The organism is Comamonas avium (genome assembly GCF_014836675.1).
Classification (GTDB): domain Bacteria; phylum Pseudomonadota; class Gammaproteobacteria; order Burkholderiales; family Burkholderiaceae_C; genus Comamonas; species Comamonas avium.
The window spans coordinates 95,036-111,634 of sequence record NZ_JACSQK010000005.1; the positions used below are offsets into that span (position 1 = coordinate 95,036).

A 16,599-nucleotide genomic window follows, 5' to 3' on the forward strand; every position below is an offset into this window, starting at 1 on the left:
CTTGGTTGACAGCTGAAAAAGCTTTTACAGCGTCTTGAACACTTCGCTGGCCGCTTCGATGGTGCGATCGATATCGGCCTCGGTGTGAGCGGCGCTCACAAAACCGGCTTCATACAACGCTGGCGCAAAGTAATGGCCACGCTCGAGCATGCCGTGGAAGAACTTGTTGAACAACGCGCCGTCGGTTTTCATGACTTCGTGGTATGTCGCGGGCAGTTCGGGCAGCAGGTAAAAACCAAACAAGCCACCTTGCCAGTCGATGCTGAAAGGAATGCCTGCGGCATCGGCTTCGGACTTGAGGCCTTGCATCAACATGCCGGTCTTCAGGTGCAACTGCGCATGAAAGCCGGGCTGGCTGATCAGCTCCAGGGTCTTCAAGCCACAGGCTGTGGCAATGGGGTTGCCTGACAGGGTGCCCGCCTGGTAGACCGGGCCCATGGGCGAGAGCTTTTCCATAATGTCGCGGCGCCCGCCAAAGGCTGCCATGGGCATGCCGCCGCCAATGACCTTGCCAATCACCGTCAGGTCAGGCTGAAAGCCTTCAATTTGCTGCGCGTAAATGCTTTGCGCGCAGCCCAGAGCTACGCGAAAGCCGGTCATGACTTCGTCATAAATCATCAGCGCACCGTGCTCTTGGGTCAGCTCGCGGATGCGGCGCGTGAAGTCGACCGAAGCGCGAACAAAGTTCATGTTGCCGGCAATCGGCTCCATGATCACGCAGGCAACCTCGCTGCCAATCTTGGCAAAGGCTTCTTCCAACTGGGCGATGTCGTTGTACTCCAGCACGATGGTGTCTTTGACCACGTCGGCAGGCACACCCGCTGAGGACGAAGAGCCAAAGGTGGCCAAACCCGAGCCAGCCTTGACCAGCAGCGAATCAGCGTGCCCGTGGTAGCAGCCGTTGAACTTGATGATCTTGGTGCGGCCGGTGTAGCCACGCGCCAGACGCAGGGCGCTCATCCCGGCCTCAGTGCCCGAAGACACCATGCGCACCATTTCCATGGAGGGCACCAGTTCGCGGATTTTTTCCGCCAGCACCACTTCACGTTCTGTCGGAGCGCCAAAGCTGAAACCTTCAAGCACGGCGGCTTGCACGGTCTCCAGAACTTCCGGGTGACCGTGGCCCAAAATCATGGGCCCCCACGAGCCGATGTAATCCACAAACTGCTGGTCGTTGGTGTCCCAAAAGTAGGGGCCTTGGGCACGTTTGACAAAGCGGGGCACGCCGCCCACCGCGTTGAAAGCGCGCACTGGCGAGTTCACGCCGCCTGGGATCACGCCCTTGGCGCGTTCGAACAAAGGAAGATTCAAATCAGTGTTTGGTGTCATGAGAAGGCAGCACAAAGCCCTCAAGGGGCGGTTGATGCCCCTCTTGAGAGGGGCTGGTAGGCAGTGGTTCCTCGGTATCTTCGCTGCTTTCGGCGGCGTCCACACCATCTTCGGGTTGCGCCCAAAACATCCGGTCGGGTATGAGTTGACCCATGCCCGGGCGAAAACCGTTGGCAAGGCTGCGGTCCAGATACTCCAGCGCTTCCTGAGAAGCAGCGCCCAAGTCATTGCCAGCGGCCAGCAAAGCGGTCAAAGCTGCCGAAAGTGTGTCGCCAGCGCCATTGAAGCTGCCATCAAACAATTCAAACTTGCTGCTGCCAATCACGGTCTCGGTGGAGGCCAGAACGTTGTCAATATGTTGTTCAGGCAGTGGAATGCCAGTGACCAAAACAAAAGGTACGTCCAGCGCCTCGGCGGCTTTGGCGATGTCACGTGCAGTGGGGCTGCGGCTGTGGCTCCAGTCAGGAAGCAGCCAGCGGCTCAAGGTTCCGTGGTTGCCAACCAACACTGAAGTTTGAGGCATCACAAGAGCTTGAAACGCATCCAGATATTCTTCCAGACCGTCGCCTTGCCACCAAGACAAGTCAGGCATGTAGCTGACAACGGGGATATCGGGGTAGTCGCTCGCCAGCTCGGCAATGGCCGCCAAGTTGGCAGGACTGCCCGCAAAGCCCACTTTGATGGCGCGAACCGGGATGTCTTCCAGCACAGTGCGCGCTTGGTCGGACACGGCTTCATCGTCGATGCAGGTGTGCGAGAAAACATGGCTGGTGTCGCGTACCACTACGCCAGTGACGATGGCCACAGGGTGGCCGCCCACTGATGCAATGGTCGTTATGTCGGCCGTGAGGCCGCCTGCTCCACTGGGGTCGCAGGCGTTGAAACACATCACGCACATGGGCTGCGCGAGAGCGGTTTCTGTGCTGTCGGGGGTATTTTTTGCAGTTGGAACTGCTGGGGGCTGAAATGCCATGCGTTGTTCCAATGACCGTCGTTCTGTCAAGAGGGCCTTGGTAGGTGCCTAGATACAATGATTGCATTCTATTGGAAGCGACTTTAAGCTGTGACTGACCCTAAAACTTGGATGTGTTTGATTTGTGGCTGGATGTATGACGAGACGGTGGGTGATCCTGAGCACGGCATCCCAGCAGGTACTCGGTGGGAGGATGTGCCAGATGACTGGACATGCCCCGAATGTGCCGTCAGTAAATCTGAATTTGAGATGGTCGAAATTTGAGTGGACGACAGGTGCTGTGTAGCCCTGTTGGGGATTTTTTATAACCCAGGGGGCGTTTCAAATTGAGTACAGCAGGAGCATCCTTCAAAGTGCTGGTCGTAGATGACAGCAATACTATTCGCCGAAGCGCGGAAATTTTTCTCAAGCAAGGCGGCCACGAAGTGCTGTTGGCCGACGATGGATTTGATGCACTGGCCAAGGTCAATGATTTTCAGCCACAGCTGATTTTTTGCGACATCTTGATGCCTAAATTGGACGGCTATCAAACGTGCGCCATTATCAAGCGCAACCCCCATTTTTCTGGCACACCAGTTGTCATGCTTTCGTCCAAAGACGGGGTGTTTGACAAGGCTCGCGGCCGCATGGTCGGCTGCCAAGAATATCTCACCAAGCCATTTACAAAAGACCAGCTGTTGCAAGCGGTGCAGCAGTTTGGCCGTGTCGCGCCTGTTGCTGTCTGAATCTAATAAAACGAGAGGAGAGGGCCATGTCCATTCAAAAGGTATTGGTTGTGGATGACTCGAAAACCGAGTTGATGTATTTGACGGACCTGCTGCAAAAGCAAGGCTATCTAGTGCGCACTGCGGAGAATGCGCAAGAAGCGATTGCCCGTTTGGGTGAAGAAAAGCCGGATCTCATCTTGATGGATGTGGTCATGCCCGGCCAAAACGGTTTTCAGCTGACGCGCACTATTGCGCGTGACGCTAACTATGCCGACGTGCCCATCATCATGTGCACCAGCAAGAATCAAGAAACCGACCGTGTATGGGGCTTGCGACAGGGGGCACGTGACTACATCACCAAACCCGTTGACGCCACTGAGCTGCAAGCGAAGATTGCTGCGCTGAGCAACGCGTAAGCGGATAGCTATGGCTAATCGACAAGCGCTGCGTGAATTGCAGACGCGCCTGGCAGACCGTCTGCAAGCTGCGCGTACAAATACTTCCCTTGGAGCGAGCTGGCTGGCTGTCCAGATGGGGAGGCATAACTATTTACTGCCTCTTGAGCAGGCCGGCGAAATTTTTTCGTGGCCAGGTGTTCTGCGCGTGCCCTATACCAGCTCATGGTTTTGGGGAGTAGCCAACTTGCGTGGAAGTTTGGCTGGCGTCGTTGATATGTGCGCATACCTTGGGCATCCCATCGAGCGCACGGAGCAATCTTTGCATGAGGTGAGCTTGCTGACGATCAACCCAGCCTTGCAAGTGAATGCGGCTTTGGTGGTTGATCGTTTGATGGGCCTGCGCAGCGCGGATGACTTTATCTCGACGCCTGTTGAGGCAGCGCAGGAGCCAGGACGGGCGCAGCCGGGTATGGTCGGTGCTAGCAGCTACACAGATAGTGCCGGTAGCGTTTGGCAGGTTTTGCAATTGCATCAGTTGGTGCAGTCTCCGCAATTCCTGAGCATTCGCGTCTGATCTTTTGATTCTTCGAGGTTGAGCATGTCTTTATTCCAGCAGGTCAGTGGTATTTTTCGTCGTACACCCAAGGGTGAAGATGAAAAATTGGAAGCGGTAGGCGCAGATGACTCCTCGCAGCACATGCTGAGCGCGGATACGCTGCAAAGCGTCCAAGATACGAATCTGATGGACGAAATGCCTCTGGAGCAGAGCGATATCAATTTGCCTTTGCTCGGCCCTGCCCCCGCCGCTACCCATCAGCGACGTTTGCTGACCATGGTTGCGCTGGGTATTGTGCTTTTGGCCTTGGTGGCAGGTTGGGTGTTGCAGCAGGCCGATCGCTCTGCCAAGCAACTGGCCGCAACAGGCCAGTCATTGATGCAGTCACAGCGTTTGGCTAAATCGGTGACCCAAGCCTTGCTTGGCAAGGAGCAGGCATTTGTGGAGCTCAAGGACAGTGCCGCTGTTTTGGGCCGCAATGTGCGGGCTCTGGCTCAGGGGGATGCTGAACTCGGTGTTCAAAGCGTGGATTCGTCGTTTGAAGAGGTCCTGGGCTCTGTCAGCACCTTGGCGCAGCGTGCCGAAAATAATGCCAAAGCGGTGCTGGCGCAAAAGGATGTTTTGATACAGGCAGGCGATGCCTTGCGCTCTATCAATCGCCAGTCTTCCAGTTTGCTGGAGCTGGCGGAGGCGGTAGCCAATACCAAATTACAGGTCGGCGCATCTCCTGCAGAGATCGCAGCATCCAGCCAGTTACTGATGCTGACACAGCGTATTGGCAAGTCCGCCAATGAGTTTCAAACCATTGATGGTATTAGTCCCGAAGCAGTTTTTTTGCTGGGCCGCGACCTGAACTCTTTCAAGGAATTGGCTGAAGGGCTGTTCAAGGGAAGTGCAGAGCTGCGATTGCCAGCCGCACGGGACCCGCAGGTACGGGAGCAACTGGCCGCGATGCTCGAGGAGTATGAGCAAACACGCGTTCAATCCACCGCAATTTTGGGTAATTTGCAGGGGCTGGTAGCAGCGCGTGAAGCGCAAAATGCCATCATTGCAGACAGTGAGCCACTGCGTTTGCAACTGGAGAACTTGCAAACCAAGTTGTCCGGCCAAGCCGGTATTTCTGCGGGGCAGATGGCCTTGCTGGTGTTGTTGGGCTTGTTTGTATTGGCTTGTGGCGTTGGTATTTCGCGGGTGCAACTGCTGGACAGCCGCCAGCGCCAAGAGCTGGCAGAGCAGCAGCAGCGTGATGCACGGCACCAGGAACAAGAGGCCAAGCGTGTCAATGACGCCAACCAGGCCGCTATTTTGCGCTTGATGAACGAGTTGCAAAACGTGGCTGAGGGTGACTTGACCCAAGAGGCAACGGTGACGGAAGACATTACCGGGGCGATTGCTGACTCTGTGAATTACACGGTCGAAGAATTGCGATTGCTGGTAGGTAGTGTGCAGAACACCGCGACACGGGTGGCTAAAACCACTGCACAGGTAGACAGCACATCGTCTGAGCTGCTGGCCACTTCTGCAGAGCAGTTGCGTGAAATTCGTGAAACAGGTCAATCGATTCTCGATATGGCCTCGCGAATTAATACGGTGTCAGGCCAGGCCCAAGAATCAGCCACGGTGGCGCGCCAGTCCTTGCAAGCGGCTGAGCAGGGTCAGCAAGCGGTGCAAAACACGATTGGGGGTATGAATGCCATTCGTGACCAAATTCAAGAAACCTCTAAACGTATCAAACGGCTGGGTGAGTCGTCCCAGGAAATTGGCGAAATCACAGAGCTGATCTCTGACATTACCGAGCAAACCAACGTGCTGGCGCTCAATGCTGCTATTCAGGCCGCCTCTGCGGGCGAAGCGGGCCGGGGCTTCTCGGTTGTTGCGGAAGAAGTTCAGCGTCTGGCGGAGCGTTCCGCCGATGCGACACGGCAGATTTCTGCGCTGGTTAAAACCATTCAGACTGATACACAGGATGCTGTGGCTGCGATGGAGCGCTCCACCCAGGGTGTGGTGGAAGGTGCCAAACTCTCTGACTCAGCGGGTACGGCACTGACCGAAATTGATCGAGTTTCACGCCGTTTGGCCGAGCTGATCGAGCAAATTTCGTACACCGCGCAAAGTGAAGCTGCGCTGGCCAACGATGTGGCGGGCAATATTCAGCACATTTTTGCGGTGACAGAGCAAACCGGTGACAGTACACGCACCACCGCGGAGCAGGTGCGTGACCTGGCGCACATGGCCGAAGAGCTGCGTCAATCGGTATCTCGATTCAAAATCGACTGAGTCTCCCGTACATGGCGGCAATGACAATTTGCGCACGCAATCACGGCAGAGATAAGCCAAGGATGGATGATGTTACCCACTGAAGTCACTGCACCAACGGGAGGGAATACCTCTCAAGGGGATCAAGATTTAGGCCCATTGGCATGGGTGCTTGATGAGCTGCGCAAGTCGCTGGATAGTGCGGTCAAAGCCACTCGCCGTTTTGTGAGAGAGGCTCAAGAGGTTCGTGATTCAGACTTGGCTGCTTTAGACAGCAGTCCGCTGCGCATGGCCAAGCAGCAGTTGCACCAAGCTTGCGGTGCCTTGGAAATGGTCGGGATGCCACAGGTCGCTTTGCTGCTGCGGGCCATGGAAACCGCCGTGCAGCATTACGTGCAAAACCCCCGTGATTGCACCGAGGCTGTTTCGCTTACCTTAGAAAAATCCAGTTTTGCTGTGCTGGAGTTTTTAGAAGCCGTGCTAGCAGGCAAGCGCACTTCTGCGGTGTCCTTATTTCCTCAGTATCGAGATATACAGGCCTTGTACGGTAACGAAGGCAAGGTGCATCCTGCAGATCTGTGGCCGATCGAGCGCCGGTTGCGTGACCCAGACCTACCACGCCAAGTTCCGGCGCTGGGTTATGCACCAGAGCAACGCAAGATCTTGGACACAGCGGTTTTGCAAATCGTGAAGGGTCAGGACATTGCTGCAGCCAGTGCACGCGTATGTGACGTTTGTTTGGGCTTTGCGCAAGCGCAGTCCGAAATGCCCATGCGCATTTTCTGGAAGGTGGCTGCTGCTTATTTCGATGCGATGGCCCACGGGCTGCTCAACGCCGATATCTACGCCAAACGGATGGCTTCTCGTGTGTTGATGGTGTGTGCTGCTTTGGCCAAGGGCGAACCTGTTGCGCCTGAGCGGTTGTTGCAAGACATGCTTTTCTTTTGTGCCCAAGCTGGGACGGGCGCTGAAGCTGCAAAAAACGCCACGATCTGGCAGGCTGTCTATGCCAGTTTCGGGCTGCAGCGACACGCCGTTGTAGATTATGAGCGTGCACACTTTGGTCGATTTGATCCTGCTGTATTGACGCAAGCACGCAAGCGAATTGCGACGGCGACAGAAATCTGGTCGACGCTGGCTGGGGGGGATGTCAACAAGATCAAGCCGGCGGTGGATCAATTCACGCTGGTGTGTGACTCGTTGGCCAAATTGCACCCTGAGAGCCATCTTCTGGCTAAAGCCTTGATGCAGGTCATGCACAGCGTGGCAGCCAAAGGACAGCCGCCCTCTACCGAAGTTGCGATGGAAGTTGCAACTTCGGTGCTCTATTTGCAGGCCGCGTTTGCTTCTTTGGATATTGCAGATTCAGCGATGTCATTGCATGGCGAAACGCTTGCCAATCGCCTGACCTCAGTATTGGCGGGCCATGCTTCGCAGCCACTGGCGCCGTGGATGGAGCAGCTGTACCGGCAAGTGAGCGATCAGCAAACCATGGGCAGTGTGCTTGGAGAGCTGCGCGCAACTCTGGCAGAAGCCGAGAAGCTGCTGGATCAGTATTTCCGTAACCCGGCAGACACTGCCGTGCTGTCACCCGTGGCGTCACATTTGTCGCAAATGCGGGGTGTGCTGTCTGTCTTGGGGCTGGAGCCTGCGTCGCAGGCCATGGTGCGCATGCGCCAGAACGTGGAGCGTTTGCAGTCAGAGGATGTGCCCGAGGCAGAGCAGCAGGTACTGTTTGAAAAAATGGGCAATAGTCTGGGTGCTCTCGGGTTTTTGATCGACATGCTCAGCTACCAGCGCAACATGGCGCGCAAGCTGTATGAGTTCGATGAAAACGAGGGTGAACTCAAACTGTTGATGGGGCGTGTGCGCGTGCGCTCCAGTGATGAGGGGCAGAAATCCGTTTCGGAGGTGGTGCAGGCACGCGTGGAGCAAATTGTGCAGCCTGTGGTGCTGTCTCAGGGTGAACCTGCACAAGCGGAGAAAACCGCTGAAAACATCGCGCAGCCGACCATGCTCGCGCAGTCTAAGGCAGGAGAGTCTGAGGGGGCGGTACTGCCTGCTCAGGCTGACGCAGCGATAGAGGCTGCAGCCGCTTTGCAGGTGGCAGACGAAGATACTGACAGCGAATTGCTTGGCATTTTCCTGGAAGAAGCCCGCGAGGTGGTGGACAGTGGTCGAGCGGCTTTGCAGGGGCTGGCTCAAGAGCCTGCCAACTTGAGTGAGCAAACGGTTTTGCGCCGTGCCTTTCACACCTTGAAGGGCAGTTCACGCATGGTCGGGTTGGATGACTTTGGCCAGGCTGGCTGGGCCATGGAGCAAATGCTCAATGCATGGCTGGCTGAGCAAAAAGCCATGCCGCAGCCTATGCAGCAACTGGCGTTGCAGGCGTTGAATGGATTTGAAACCTGGGTCAATGCCATTGAGAAGGATGGAGCCGCGCAGTGGCAGTCAGCACCCTTCAGGGCCAGTGCAGATGCCATGCGGCTGGAGTCCCGCTTCATCACGCTGGATATGGCTGCCGTGCAAGGCGAGGCTGCAAGCGGTGTTGCTGAGCCAGTCGGCACGATTCAGTCACAACAGCACTGCGCAGCAGATGATCTGTCTTTGACAGAGACGCTGACGCAAAGTATTTCTGAGCCGGTGCTTTTGCAGGAGATTGCCACTGCTGCCATCGATGAAGAAATTCCTTTGGCGACAGCGCCGGAGACTGCAGAGTTTGCGTTGTCACTGGATCATTTCGATGATGTGGGGGCTGTAGCGCCTGTGGTCACCGAGGCGCAAGAAATCAGCTTTGATGAGTTCGATGCTTTGCTGCAGGCTGCAGGCGATGGTGTTTCAGCCCCCATCCTGTCGCCTGTCGAAGATGAGCCAGCTGCAGCATTGGCGCCGCAGGCAGATGGCGTAGAAAAAATAGCACTGGCACAAGCACAAGCACAAGCAGAAGCAGAAGCAGAAGCACAAGCAGAAGCAGAAGCAGAAGCAGAAGCAGAAGCAGAAGCAGAAGCAGAAGCAGAAGCAGAAGCAGAAGCTCAAGCCGTGGCAGCAGATGTGCTTGCAAATGTTGAGCAAGCCGAACCAGTGGTCAGTGCCCAAGCGGTGTTCGATCGCATGTCGCTTGAGGCTGAATCGTCTCCTGAGACAGTGCCTGAGCCAGTCACAGCGACCAAGCAAATTGGTGATCTGTCGATTGCGCTGCCTTTGTTCAATGTTTATCTGGGTGAGGCCGAGACATGGTCTTTCCGTTTGCTGGATGCACTGACTGCCTGGCAAGAGAACTTGGACGAACCACAGCCGGACATGGTGATTGCGTGGGCGCACTCTCTGGCAGGAAGCTCTGCAACGGTTGGGTTTTCTGCATTGTCGGGTCTGGCCCGGCAGCTGGAGCATGCGCTGCAGCACGTTCAGCCGCAGACGCATGGCGTGGCTGCACAGGTGCAGTGCTTTGTGCAGGCGGCAGAAGAAATTCGCGGACTGTTGCACCAATTTGCGGCTGGCTTTTTGCGCAGCGCCTCACCCGAGGTGCTGGCGCAGTTGCAGCAAATCGTGCAAGCACAGGTGCAACTGACTCCGCTGGCGTTGCCCAGCGCTGTTGCACAGACCGTGCAGGCGCCTGTGCTGCAGGAAGATGGCGCACGGGCTCTTGCGCCGCGTGCAGAAGTGCCGAGTGGCGGTGCTGCGCCAACTTTGGCCGTGGGTTTGACGGCACCGCAAGACGACGATATTGACGCCGTTGATGTGATTGATTCCGACCTCTTTCCTATTTTTGAAGAGGAGGCCGTTGAGTTGCTGCCGACAATGGGTGGTGCCATGCGCGACTGGGCCGCGCACCCCACCAGACTGGAGGCGCGCAGTACATTGCTGCGTGCCTTGCATACGCTTAAAGGCAGTGCACGCCTGGCAGGGGCGATGCGCATGGGCGAGATGGCGCATCGGCTTGAGTCGGCCCTGGAGGCACTGGATGTGGACGCGGCCACGACAGAGCAGATTGAGCCATTGTTTGCGAGCCTGGATGCCATTGATGCCAATTTCAATGTGCTGCGTGCAATGGATGCGCAGGCACAAGCAGCACCTTGGCAGGTGCAGCCTGAGGTGCAAGCGCAGGAGCAGGCACCTGCGGCAGCGGCTGATGCAGCACTGCCGCCGGTAGTGGCAGATCTAGCGCAACCGGTTGAGACAGCGCCAAGTCTGGCGCCCAGCCCATTGCCTGTGGCTGCAGCGTGGACCAAACCCGCATTGGTGGCCGCGCGCCAGGGTACACAGCCCACGGTGCGGGTGCGTTCCAATTTGCTGGATCGGCTGATCAATGAGGCCGGTGAAGTGCTGATCGCTCGCTCGCGCCTGGATGAGCGTGTGGGCAGTATCAAGGCATCTCTGGGTGACTTGACCCACAACCTGGATCGTCTGCGCCAGCAACTGCGTGATATTGAGGTGCAGGCCGAATCGCAGATGCAGTCGCGCATGCAGCTGTCCAAGGAAGCAGGCGCTGATTTTGATCCGCTGGAGTTCGACCGCTTTACGCGCGTGCAGGAGCTGACGCGGATGATGGCCGAATCTGTCAATGACGTGGCCACGGTGCAGCGCACTTTGCTGCGGGATGTGACGGGTGCTGAAGACGATCTGATTGCTCAGGGCCGCCAGGCCCGTGAACTGCAGCGTGACTTGCTGCGCACGCGCATGGTGGAGTTTGACTCCATCTCCGAGCGTCTGTACGCCGTGGTGCGTCTGACGTCCAAGGAAACGGGCAAGCAGGTCAAGCTGGGGCTGTCTGGCGGAACGATTGAGATGGACCGCGGTGTGCTCGATCGCATGGTGCCGGCATTTGAGCATTTGCTGCGCAACTGCGTGGACCACGGTATTGAAATGCCAGAGCAGCGCAAGGCAGCAGGCAAGAGCGTAACGGGCACGATCAACGTACAGGTGGAGCAGTCAGGCAATGACGTTGCTGTGACTTTTCAGGACGATGGTGCTGGCCTGAATGTGGCTCGTATTCGAGACAAGGCGCTGGGGCTGGGGCTGATTGCCGCAGATGAACCCATGGACGCAGCCCGCGCTGCGCAGCTGGTACTGATGCCGGGCTTTACCACGGCAGAGCAGCTGACAGGGGTGTCGGGGCGCGGCATCGGCATGGATGTGGTGCGCACAGAGGTGCAGGCGCTGGGTGGCCGTATTGAAACGCGCAGTGAGGAAGGTCAGGGCTCTTCATTTCGCTTGGTGCTGCCTTTGACGACTGCTGTGACGCAAGTGGTCATGCTGCGCGCAGGGGAGTTCTCGGTGGGCGTGCCGGCCAGCTTGGTTGAAATGGTGCGCCGTGTCAGCCTGGGTGATTTGGAGGCGGCCTATCGCAGTGGCGAACTGCTCGATGGCGATGCACGCATTCCATTCTTCTGGGCTGGTGCGGTCTGGAGCCAGTCACCGCGCAGTCTGGACGTTGCGGCGGGCAAGACGCGGCCTGTGATCATCTTCCGCAGTGCAGCACAGCGTATTGCGCTGCACGTGGATGAAGTGCTGGGCAACCAGGAAGTGGTGGTGAAAAATTTGGGCCCGCAAATGTCGCGTCTGCCGGGGTTGACGGGCATGTCTGTGCTGGCATCGGGCGCTGTGGTGCTGATTTACAACCCGGTAGCGTTGACTGCGGTGTATGGCGAGCAGATTCACCAGCTGGGTCAAGGTTTGCCAGCGCTGCTAGATGCACACACCGCCAAGCAGCTGCAGGGTGAAGCTGTGCCGCCGGGCACGGTGGCGGGTCTGGCGTCTTCCAGCCAGGTGCCTTTGGTGATGGTGGTGGATGACTCCATCACCGTGCGCCGGGTCTCTCAGCGCTTGCTGCAGCGCGAGGGATATCGGGTGGTGACGGCCGCCGATGGTCTGCAGGCGCTGGAGAAGCTGCAAGACGAAGTGCCCTGTGTGGTGTTGTCAGACATTGAAATGCCGCGCATGGATGGCTTTGACTTGCTGCGCAATATCCGCGCACAAGAGCGGTTGCAGCAGCTGCCCATCATCATGATCACTTCACGCACTGCACAAAAGCACCGTGATCACGCCATGCAGCTGGGGGCCAACCACTATCTGGGCAAACCGTACTCCGACGAAGAACTGATGGGTCTGGTGCACCATTACGCGGCGGGTCAAGGTTTGCCCGTGGCACATGCTGCGGCCACCATGGAGACCGCCAGTACCAGCTGACGACAGAGGTTGTATTGAAAAAGAGAGCTGTCAGCGCATGTGTTTATTGAGTTTTCAATGCAAAGTACATTGAAAACTAATGATTACAAGCGTTGATAGCTCTCTTTTTGTTGATTTGTGCCGTATGTGTGCAGGACCCAAGGGCTTAGCTCACAGCGTGATTGCTGGAGCGGTTCACCGTTAAAATGCACAGTTATGCCCGCTGATTCTGTGTCCATCAACCTGACGCACCATTTTCTGATCGCCATGCCCGGTCTGGAAGATGAGTCCTTTTCCCGCAGCGTGGTGTATTTGTGTGAGCACAACGAGCGCGGAGCGCTTGGTCTGATCATCAACAAGACCTCCACGCTGACTCTGCAAGCGCTGCTGCACAAAATCGATCTGCCTCTGGGTCGCCAGGATTTGCAAGATGATCTGGTCTTGCGCGGTGGCCCCGTACAAACCGACCGAGGCTTTGTGCTGCACGACCCCATCATCATTGAAGGCGCCAAGGACGACGAGTCGGCCTACGCCTCCACCATGACTATTCCTGGCGGGCTGGAGATGACCACATCCAAAGATGTGCTCGAGGCCATTGCCCATGGTGCTGGCCCACGCCGTGTGCTGGTGACGCTGGGCTATGCCTCGTGGGGCGAGGGGCAGCTGGAGTCAGAACTGGGCGAAAACACCTGGCTGACGGTGGATGCAGATCCGCAAGTCATCTTTGAGACCCCGGTTGAAGAGCGTTACAACAAGGCCATGGGCCTGCTGGGGCTGCAGCCCTGGATGCTGTCTCCCGACGCTGGACGCGCATGAATACCAGTACCTCTGACACACGGCCCAGCAACGCTGCTGCACAGGCCGTGGACATGCCTGCGCAATGTCCTGCGCACATTCAGCAGTTTCTGGCTTTTGACTTTGGCACCAAGCGCACGGGCGCTGCCTCGGGCAACCGCGTGTTTGGCGCGGCCAGCCCGCTGCCCACCATCAAGGCCGAAGGCGCCGATGCACGCTTTGCCGCGGTCGAAAAACTGATCAAGGAGTGGCAGCCACAAGCGCTGGTCATTGGCGTGCCGTATCACCCCGATGGCAATCCGCACGAAAACACGGTCAAAGCGCTGAAGTTTGGCCGCCAGCTGCGCGGTCGCTTCAACCTGCCTGTTTATGAAGTAGATGAACGCTACAGCACCACCGAAGCCTTGGCCGGCGGTGCCAAAGATGCCGATGCTGCATCGGCCTGCATCATCTTGGAGCAATTTTTGAGGAGCATTGCATGAGTCTTTCCGCTGGTTCTTTGGTGCTGGATGCCGAGGCCCTGTACCGTGAGTTGCTGCGCGGCGTGCGCAGCCTGATGGGCCCGAACACGCAACTGGTGGGCATTGCCTCCGGCGGGGCGTGGCTGGCGGAACGTTTGCACAAAGACCTGGGGCTGCAGGGCAGTGCTGGTGTGCTGTCGTCTGCGCTGCACCGCGATGATTTTGCGCAGCGAGGCATGTCGCAAAGCGTGCAAACTCAGATCGATTTTGATGTCAACGATGCCGACATTCTGGTGATGGACGATGTGCTCTACACCGGGCGCACCGTACGCGCCATCCTGAACGAGTTGTATGACTACGGCCGCCCTGCCTGTGTGCGGCTGGCCGTGCTGGTGGACCGTGGTGGCCGTGAGCTGCCTGTGGCCGCCGAATTTGCCGCCGCCCGTGTGGCGCTGCCTGCCAGCCAGTCGCTGGCGCTGGCACGCAGTGACGACGGCACCTTCCACTTCGAAGTCAAAGAGGTTTAAACGTGCTGTACAAGCGCAACCCCCAACTGAACAAGAACGGCGAGCTGATTCACCTGCTCTCCACTGAAGGTCTGACCAAAGACATTCTCACGCAGATTCTGGATACGGCCAGCAACTTCGTCAGCGTCAACGACCGCGAAGTCAAAAAAGTACCGCTGCTGCGTGGCAAGAGCGTGTTTAACCTGTTCTTTGAAAACAGCACGCGCACACGCACCACGTTTGAAATTGCGGCCAAGCGTCTGTCGGCCGATGTGTTCAATCTGGACATCGCGCGCAGCTCGGCCAGCAAGGGCGAGACGCTGCTGGACACCATTGACAACCTCTCGGCCATGGCTGCTGATGTGTTTGTGGTGCGCCACAGCGAATCGGGTGCGCCTTACCTGATTGCCCAGCATGTGGCCCCGCATGTGCACGTGGTCAACGCCGGCGACGGCCGTCATGCCCACCCGACGCAGGGCTTGCTGGACATGTACACCATCCGTCACTACAAGAAGGATTTCTCCAACTTGCGCGTGGCGATTGTGGGTGACGTGCTGCACTCGCGCGTGGCGCGCTCCGATATCCATGCGCTGACCACGCTGGGCGCTGCCGAAGTGCGCGTGGTAGGCCCACGTACGCTGGTGCCCGCCGACATGGCCAGCATGGGCGTGCGCGTCTTTCACAATCTGGAAGAAGGCATCAAGGACTGCGACGTCATCATCACGCTGCGCCTGCAAAACGAACGCATGAGCGGTGCGCTGCTGCCCTCCAGCCAAGAGTATTTCAAGAGCTTTGGTCTGACGGAAAAGCGCCTGGAGCTGGCCAAGCCTGACGCCATCGTCATGCACCCGGGCCCAATCAATCGTGGCGTGGAGATTGACTCCGCCGTGGTGGATGGACCGCAGGCCGTGATCCTCTCGCAGGTGACGTTTGGTATTGCTGTGCGCATGGCTGTGATGTCGATCGTTGCAGGCAACGAAGCCTGACATGTCAAGCCATCCTCCTGAGGCGCTGCGCGCTCTCGAGCTGCTCTTGCTGCAGGCAGCGGCAAGGGCAGTGACACCATCGCGTCCAGGGGGTGTGAAAGTGAAAAATATGTTTATCGCTGTTAGCGCTTGCTACATAAGGGCTGGCAGCCAATTTGGTGTGAATCCATGAAAATCTTGATTCAAAACGGTCGCGTGATGGATCCCGCCCGCGGGTTGGACCAAATCTGTGATGTCGCCGTAGCGGCTGGTCGTGTGGTGTCGATTGGCCAGGCACCTGCTGGCTTTGAGGCGGACCGCGTGGTGGACGCTTCGGGCCTGTGGGTTCTGCCCGGTCTGGTGGATCTGGCTGTGCGCTTGCGCGAGCCTGGCCACGAGCATGAAGGCATGCTGCAGTCTGAAATGGCGGCCAGCGTGGCTGGTGGGGTGACCAGCCTGGTGTGCCTGCCGGATACCGAGCCTGTGCTCGATGAGCAGGGCCTGGTTGAAATGCTCAAGCTGCGCGCTGAGAATTTGCACCAGTCGCGCTTGTTCCCCATGGGTGCGCTGACCAAGGGCTTGCAAGGTGAAGTGCTCACCGAGATGGCCGAGTTGACGGAATCGGGTTGCGTGGCGTTTGGTCAGGCCGATGTGCCCTTGCCCAGCATCACTACGCTCAGCCGTGCCATGAGCTATGCCAACACCTTTGGGTATGCCGTATGGTTGCGCCCGCAGGACAAAGATCTGGGCAAGGGTGTTGCCGCCAGCGGCGCGCTGGCCACGCGCATGGGTTTGTCGGGCGTGCCAGTGGCTGCCGAGACCATTGCGCTGCACACGATTTTTGAGCTGATCCGTGGCTCCCAAACCCGCGTACACCTGTGCCGCATCTCCAGCGCTGCTGGCGTGGAGCTGGTGCGCAAGGCCAAGGCTGAAGGTTTGAACATCACGGCGGATGTCTCCATCAATTCGCTGCATCTGACCGAAAACGATATTGGCTACTTTGACAGCAGCGCACGTTTGATACCGCCTTTGCGCCAGCAGCGTGACCGCGATGCATTGTCTGGCGCCTTGGCCGATGGCACCATCGATGCGCTGGTGTCTGACCATTGCCCGGTAGATGACGATGCCAAGGTGCTGCCTTTTGCCGAAGCAGAAGCGGGAGCTACCGGTGTCGAGCTGCTTTTGTCGCTGGCCGTGAAATGGTCGCAAGACGGCGCAATCCCTCTGGCACGCGCCTTGGAGGTGGTCACCGCTGCCCCGGCACGCGTGCTGGGTGGTGCTCTGGGCACTTTGCAAGCCAGTTTGGGGCAACTGGTGGAAGGTGGGGTGGCTGACTTGTGCGTGGTCAACCCGAAAGCTGCGTGGACCGTGGCAGCGCCAGAACTGGTCAGTCAGGGCAAGTGCACACCGTTTAACGGTTACGAGATGCCCGCCCGTGTTCAGCTGACGCTGGTGAACGGCCATGTGGCTTTTGAGCGCGGGTGATGT

The 16,599-nt window shown here is 57.9% G+C and carries 13 protein-coding genes; 11 read left to right on the forward strand and 2 right to left on the reverse strand.

The window, feature by feature from the left end; translation table 11 throughout:
* Positions 1–24: 24 nt before the first annotated feature.
* Positions 25–1,329 carry a glutamate-1-semialdehyde 2,1-aminomutase gene (gene hemL / locus H9646_RS10660; protein ID WP_191723355.1) on the reverse strand — a complete coding sequence of 435 codons (1,305 nt, stop codon included), beginning with the start codon at positions 1,327–1,329 and terminating at the stop codon, positions 25–27.
* On the reverse strand, positions 1,313–2,302 hold the full coding sequence (gene thiD / locus H9646_RS10665) for a bifunctional hydroxymethylpyrimidine kinase/phosphomethylpyrimidine kinase (protein WP_191723356.1): 990 nt from the start codon (positions 2,300–2,302) through the stop codon (positions 1,313–1,315). Before thiD ends, hemL begins: the two co-directional genes overlap by 17 nt.
* A 111-nt stretch (positions 2,303–2,413) precedes the next feature.
* On the opposite strand from thiD, the gene H9646_RS10670 reads away from it, so the two are divergent.
* From H9646_RS10670 to H9646_RS10720, 11 genes are all read left to right on the forward strand, one after another.
* Complete coding sequence (locus H9646_RS10670) at positions 2,414–2,566, forward strand: rubredoxin (RefSeq protein ID WP_225214156.1); 153 nt, start codon at positions 2,414–2,416, stop codon at positions 2,564–2,566.
* Between the two features lie 62 nt (positions 2,567–2,628).
* On the forward strand, positions 2,629–3,027 hold the full coding sequence (locus tag H9646_RS10675) for a response regulator (RefSeq protein WP_191723358.1): 399 nt from the start codon (positions 2,629–2,631) through the stop codon (positions 3,025–3,027).
* Between the two features lie 26 nt (positions 3,028–3,053).
* Positions 3,054–3,425 (forward strand): response regulator transcription factor, encoded by a 372-nt coding sequence (locus tag H9646_RS10680; RefSeq protein WP_191723359.1) that lies wholly within the window; start codon positions 3,054–3,056, stop codon positions 3,423–3,425.
* A 10-nt stretch (positions 3,426–3,435) separates the two neighbouring features.
* Positions 3,436–3,981 (forward strand): chemotaxis protein CheW, encoded by a 546-nt coding sequence (locus H9646_RS10685; RefSeq protein ID WP_191723360.1) that lies wholly within the window; start codon positions 3,436–3,438, stop codon positions 3,979–3,981.
* 24 nt (positions 3,982–4,005) lie between these two features.
* Positions 4,006–6,240, forward strand: coding sequence for a methyl-accepting chemotaxis protein (locus tag H9646_RS10690; RefSeq protein WP_191723361.1), 2,235 nt, complete (start codon positions 4,006–4,008; stop codon positions 6,238–6,240).
* Positions 6,241–6,309: 69 nt separating this feature from the next.
* The gene (locus H9646_RS10695; RefSeq protein WP_191723668.1) at positions 6,310–12,405 is read left to right on the forward strand and encodes an Hpt domain-containing protein; all 6,096 of its coding nucleotides are present in this window, start codon (positions 6,310–6,312) and stop codon (positions 12,403–12,405) included.
* A gap of 195 nt (positions 12,406–12,600) precedes the next feature.
* Positions 12,601–13,200, forward strand: a complete 600-nt coding sequence (locus H9646_RS10700; RefSeq protein WP_191723362.1) for a YqgE/AlgH family protein — start codon at positions 12,601–12,603, stop codon at positions 13,198–13,200.
* A gap of 53 nt (positions 13,201–13,253) precedes the next feature.
* Positions 13,254–13,661, forward strand: a complete 408-nt coding sequence (ruvX, locus tag H9646_RS10705) for a Holliday junction resolvase RuvX (protein WP_225214157.1) — start codon at positions 13,254–13,256, stop codon at positions 13,659–13,661.
* The gene (pyrR, locus tag H9646_RS10710) at positions 13,658–14,167 is read left to right on the forward strand and encodes a bifunctional pyr operon transcriptional regulator/uracil phosphoribosyltransferase PyrR (protein ID WP_191723364.1); all 510 of its coding nucleotides are present in this window, start codon (positions 13,658–13,660) and stop codon (positions 14,165–14,167) included. The genes ruvX and pyrR overlap by 4 nt, the downstream gene beginning before the upstream one ends.
* A 2-nt stretch (positions 14,168–14,169) precedes the next feature.
* A complete protein-coding gene (locus H9646_RS10715; RefSeq protein WP_191723365.1) occupies positions 14,170–15,132 on the forward strand; it encodes an aspartate carbamoyltransferase catalytic subunit in 963 nt (320 codons plus the stop codon).
* A 168-nt stretch (positions 15,133–15,300) separates the two neighbouring features.
* Entirely contained in the window at positions 15,301–16,596 is a 1,296-nt protein-coding gene (locus H9646_RS10720; protein WP_191723366.1) for a dihydroorotase, read from the forward strand.
* The last annotated feature ends 3 nt before the right edge of the window (positions 16,597–16,599 follow it).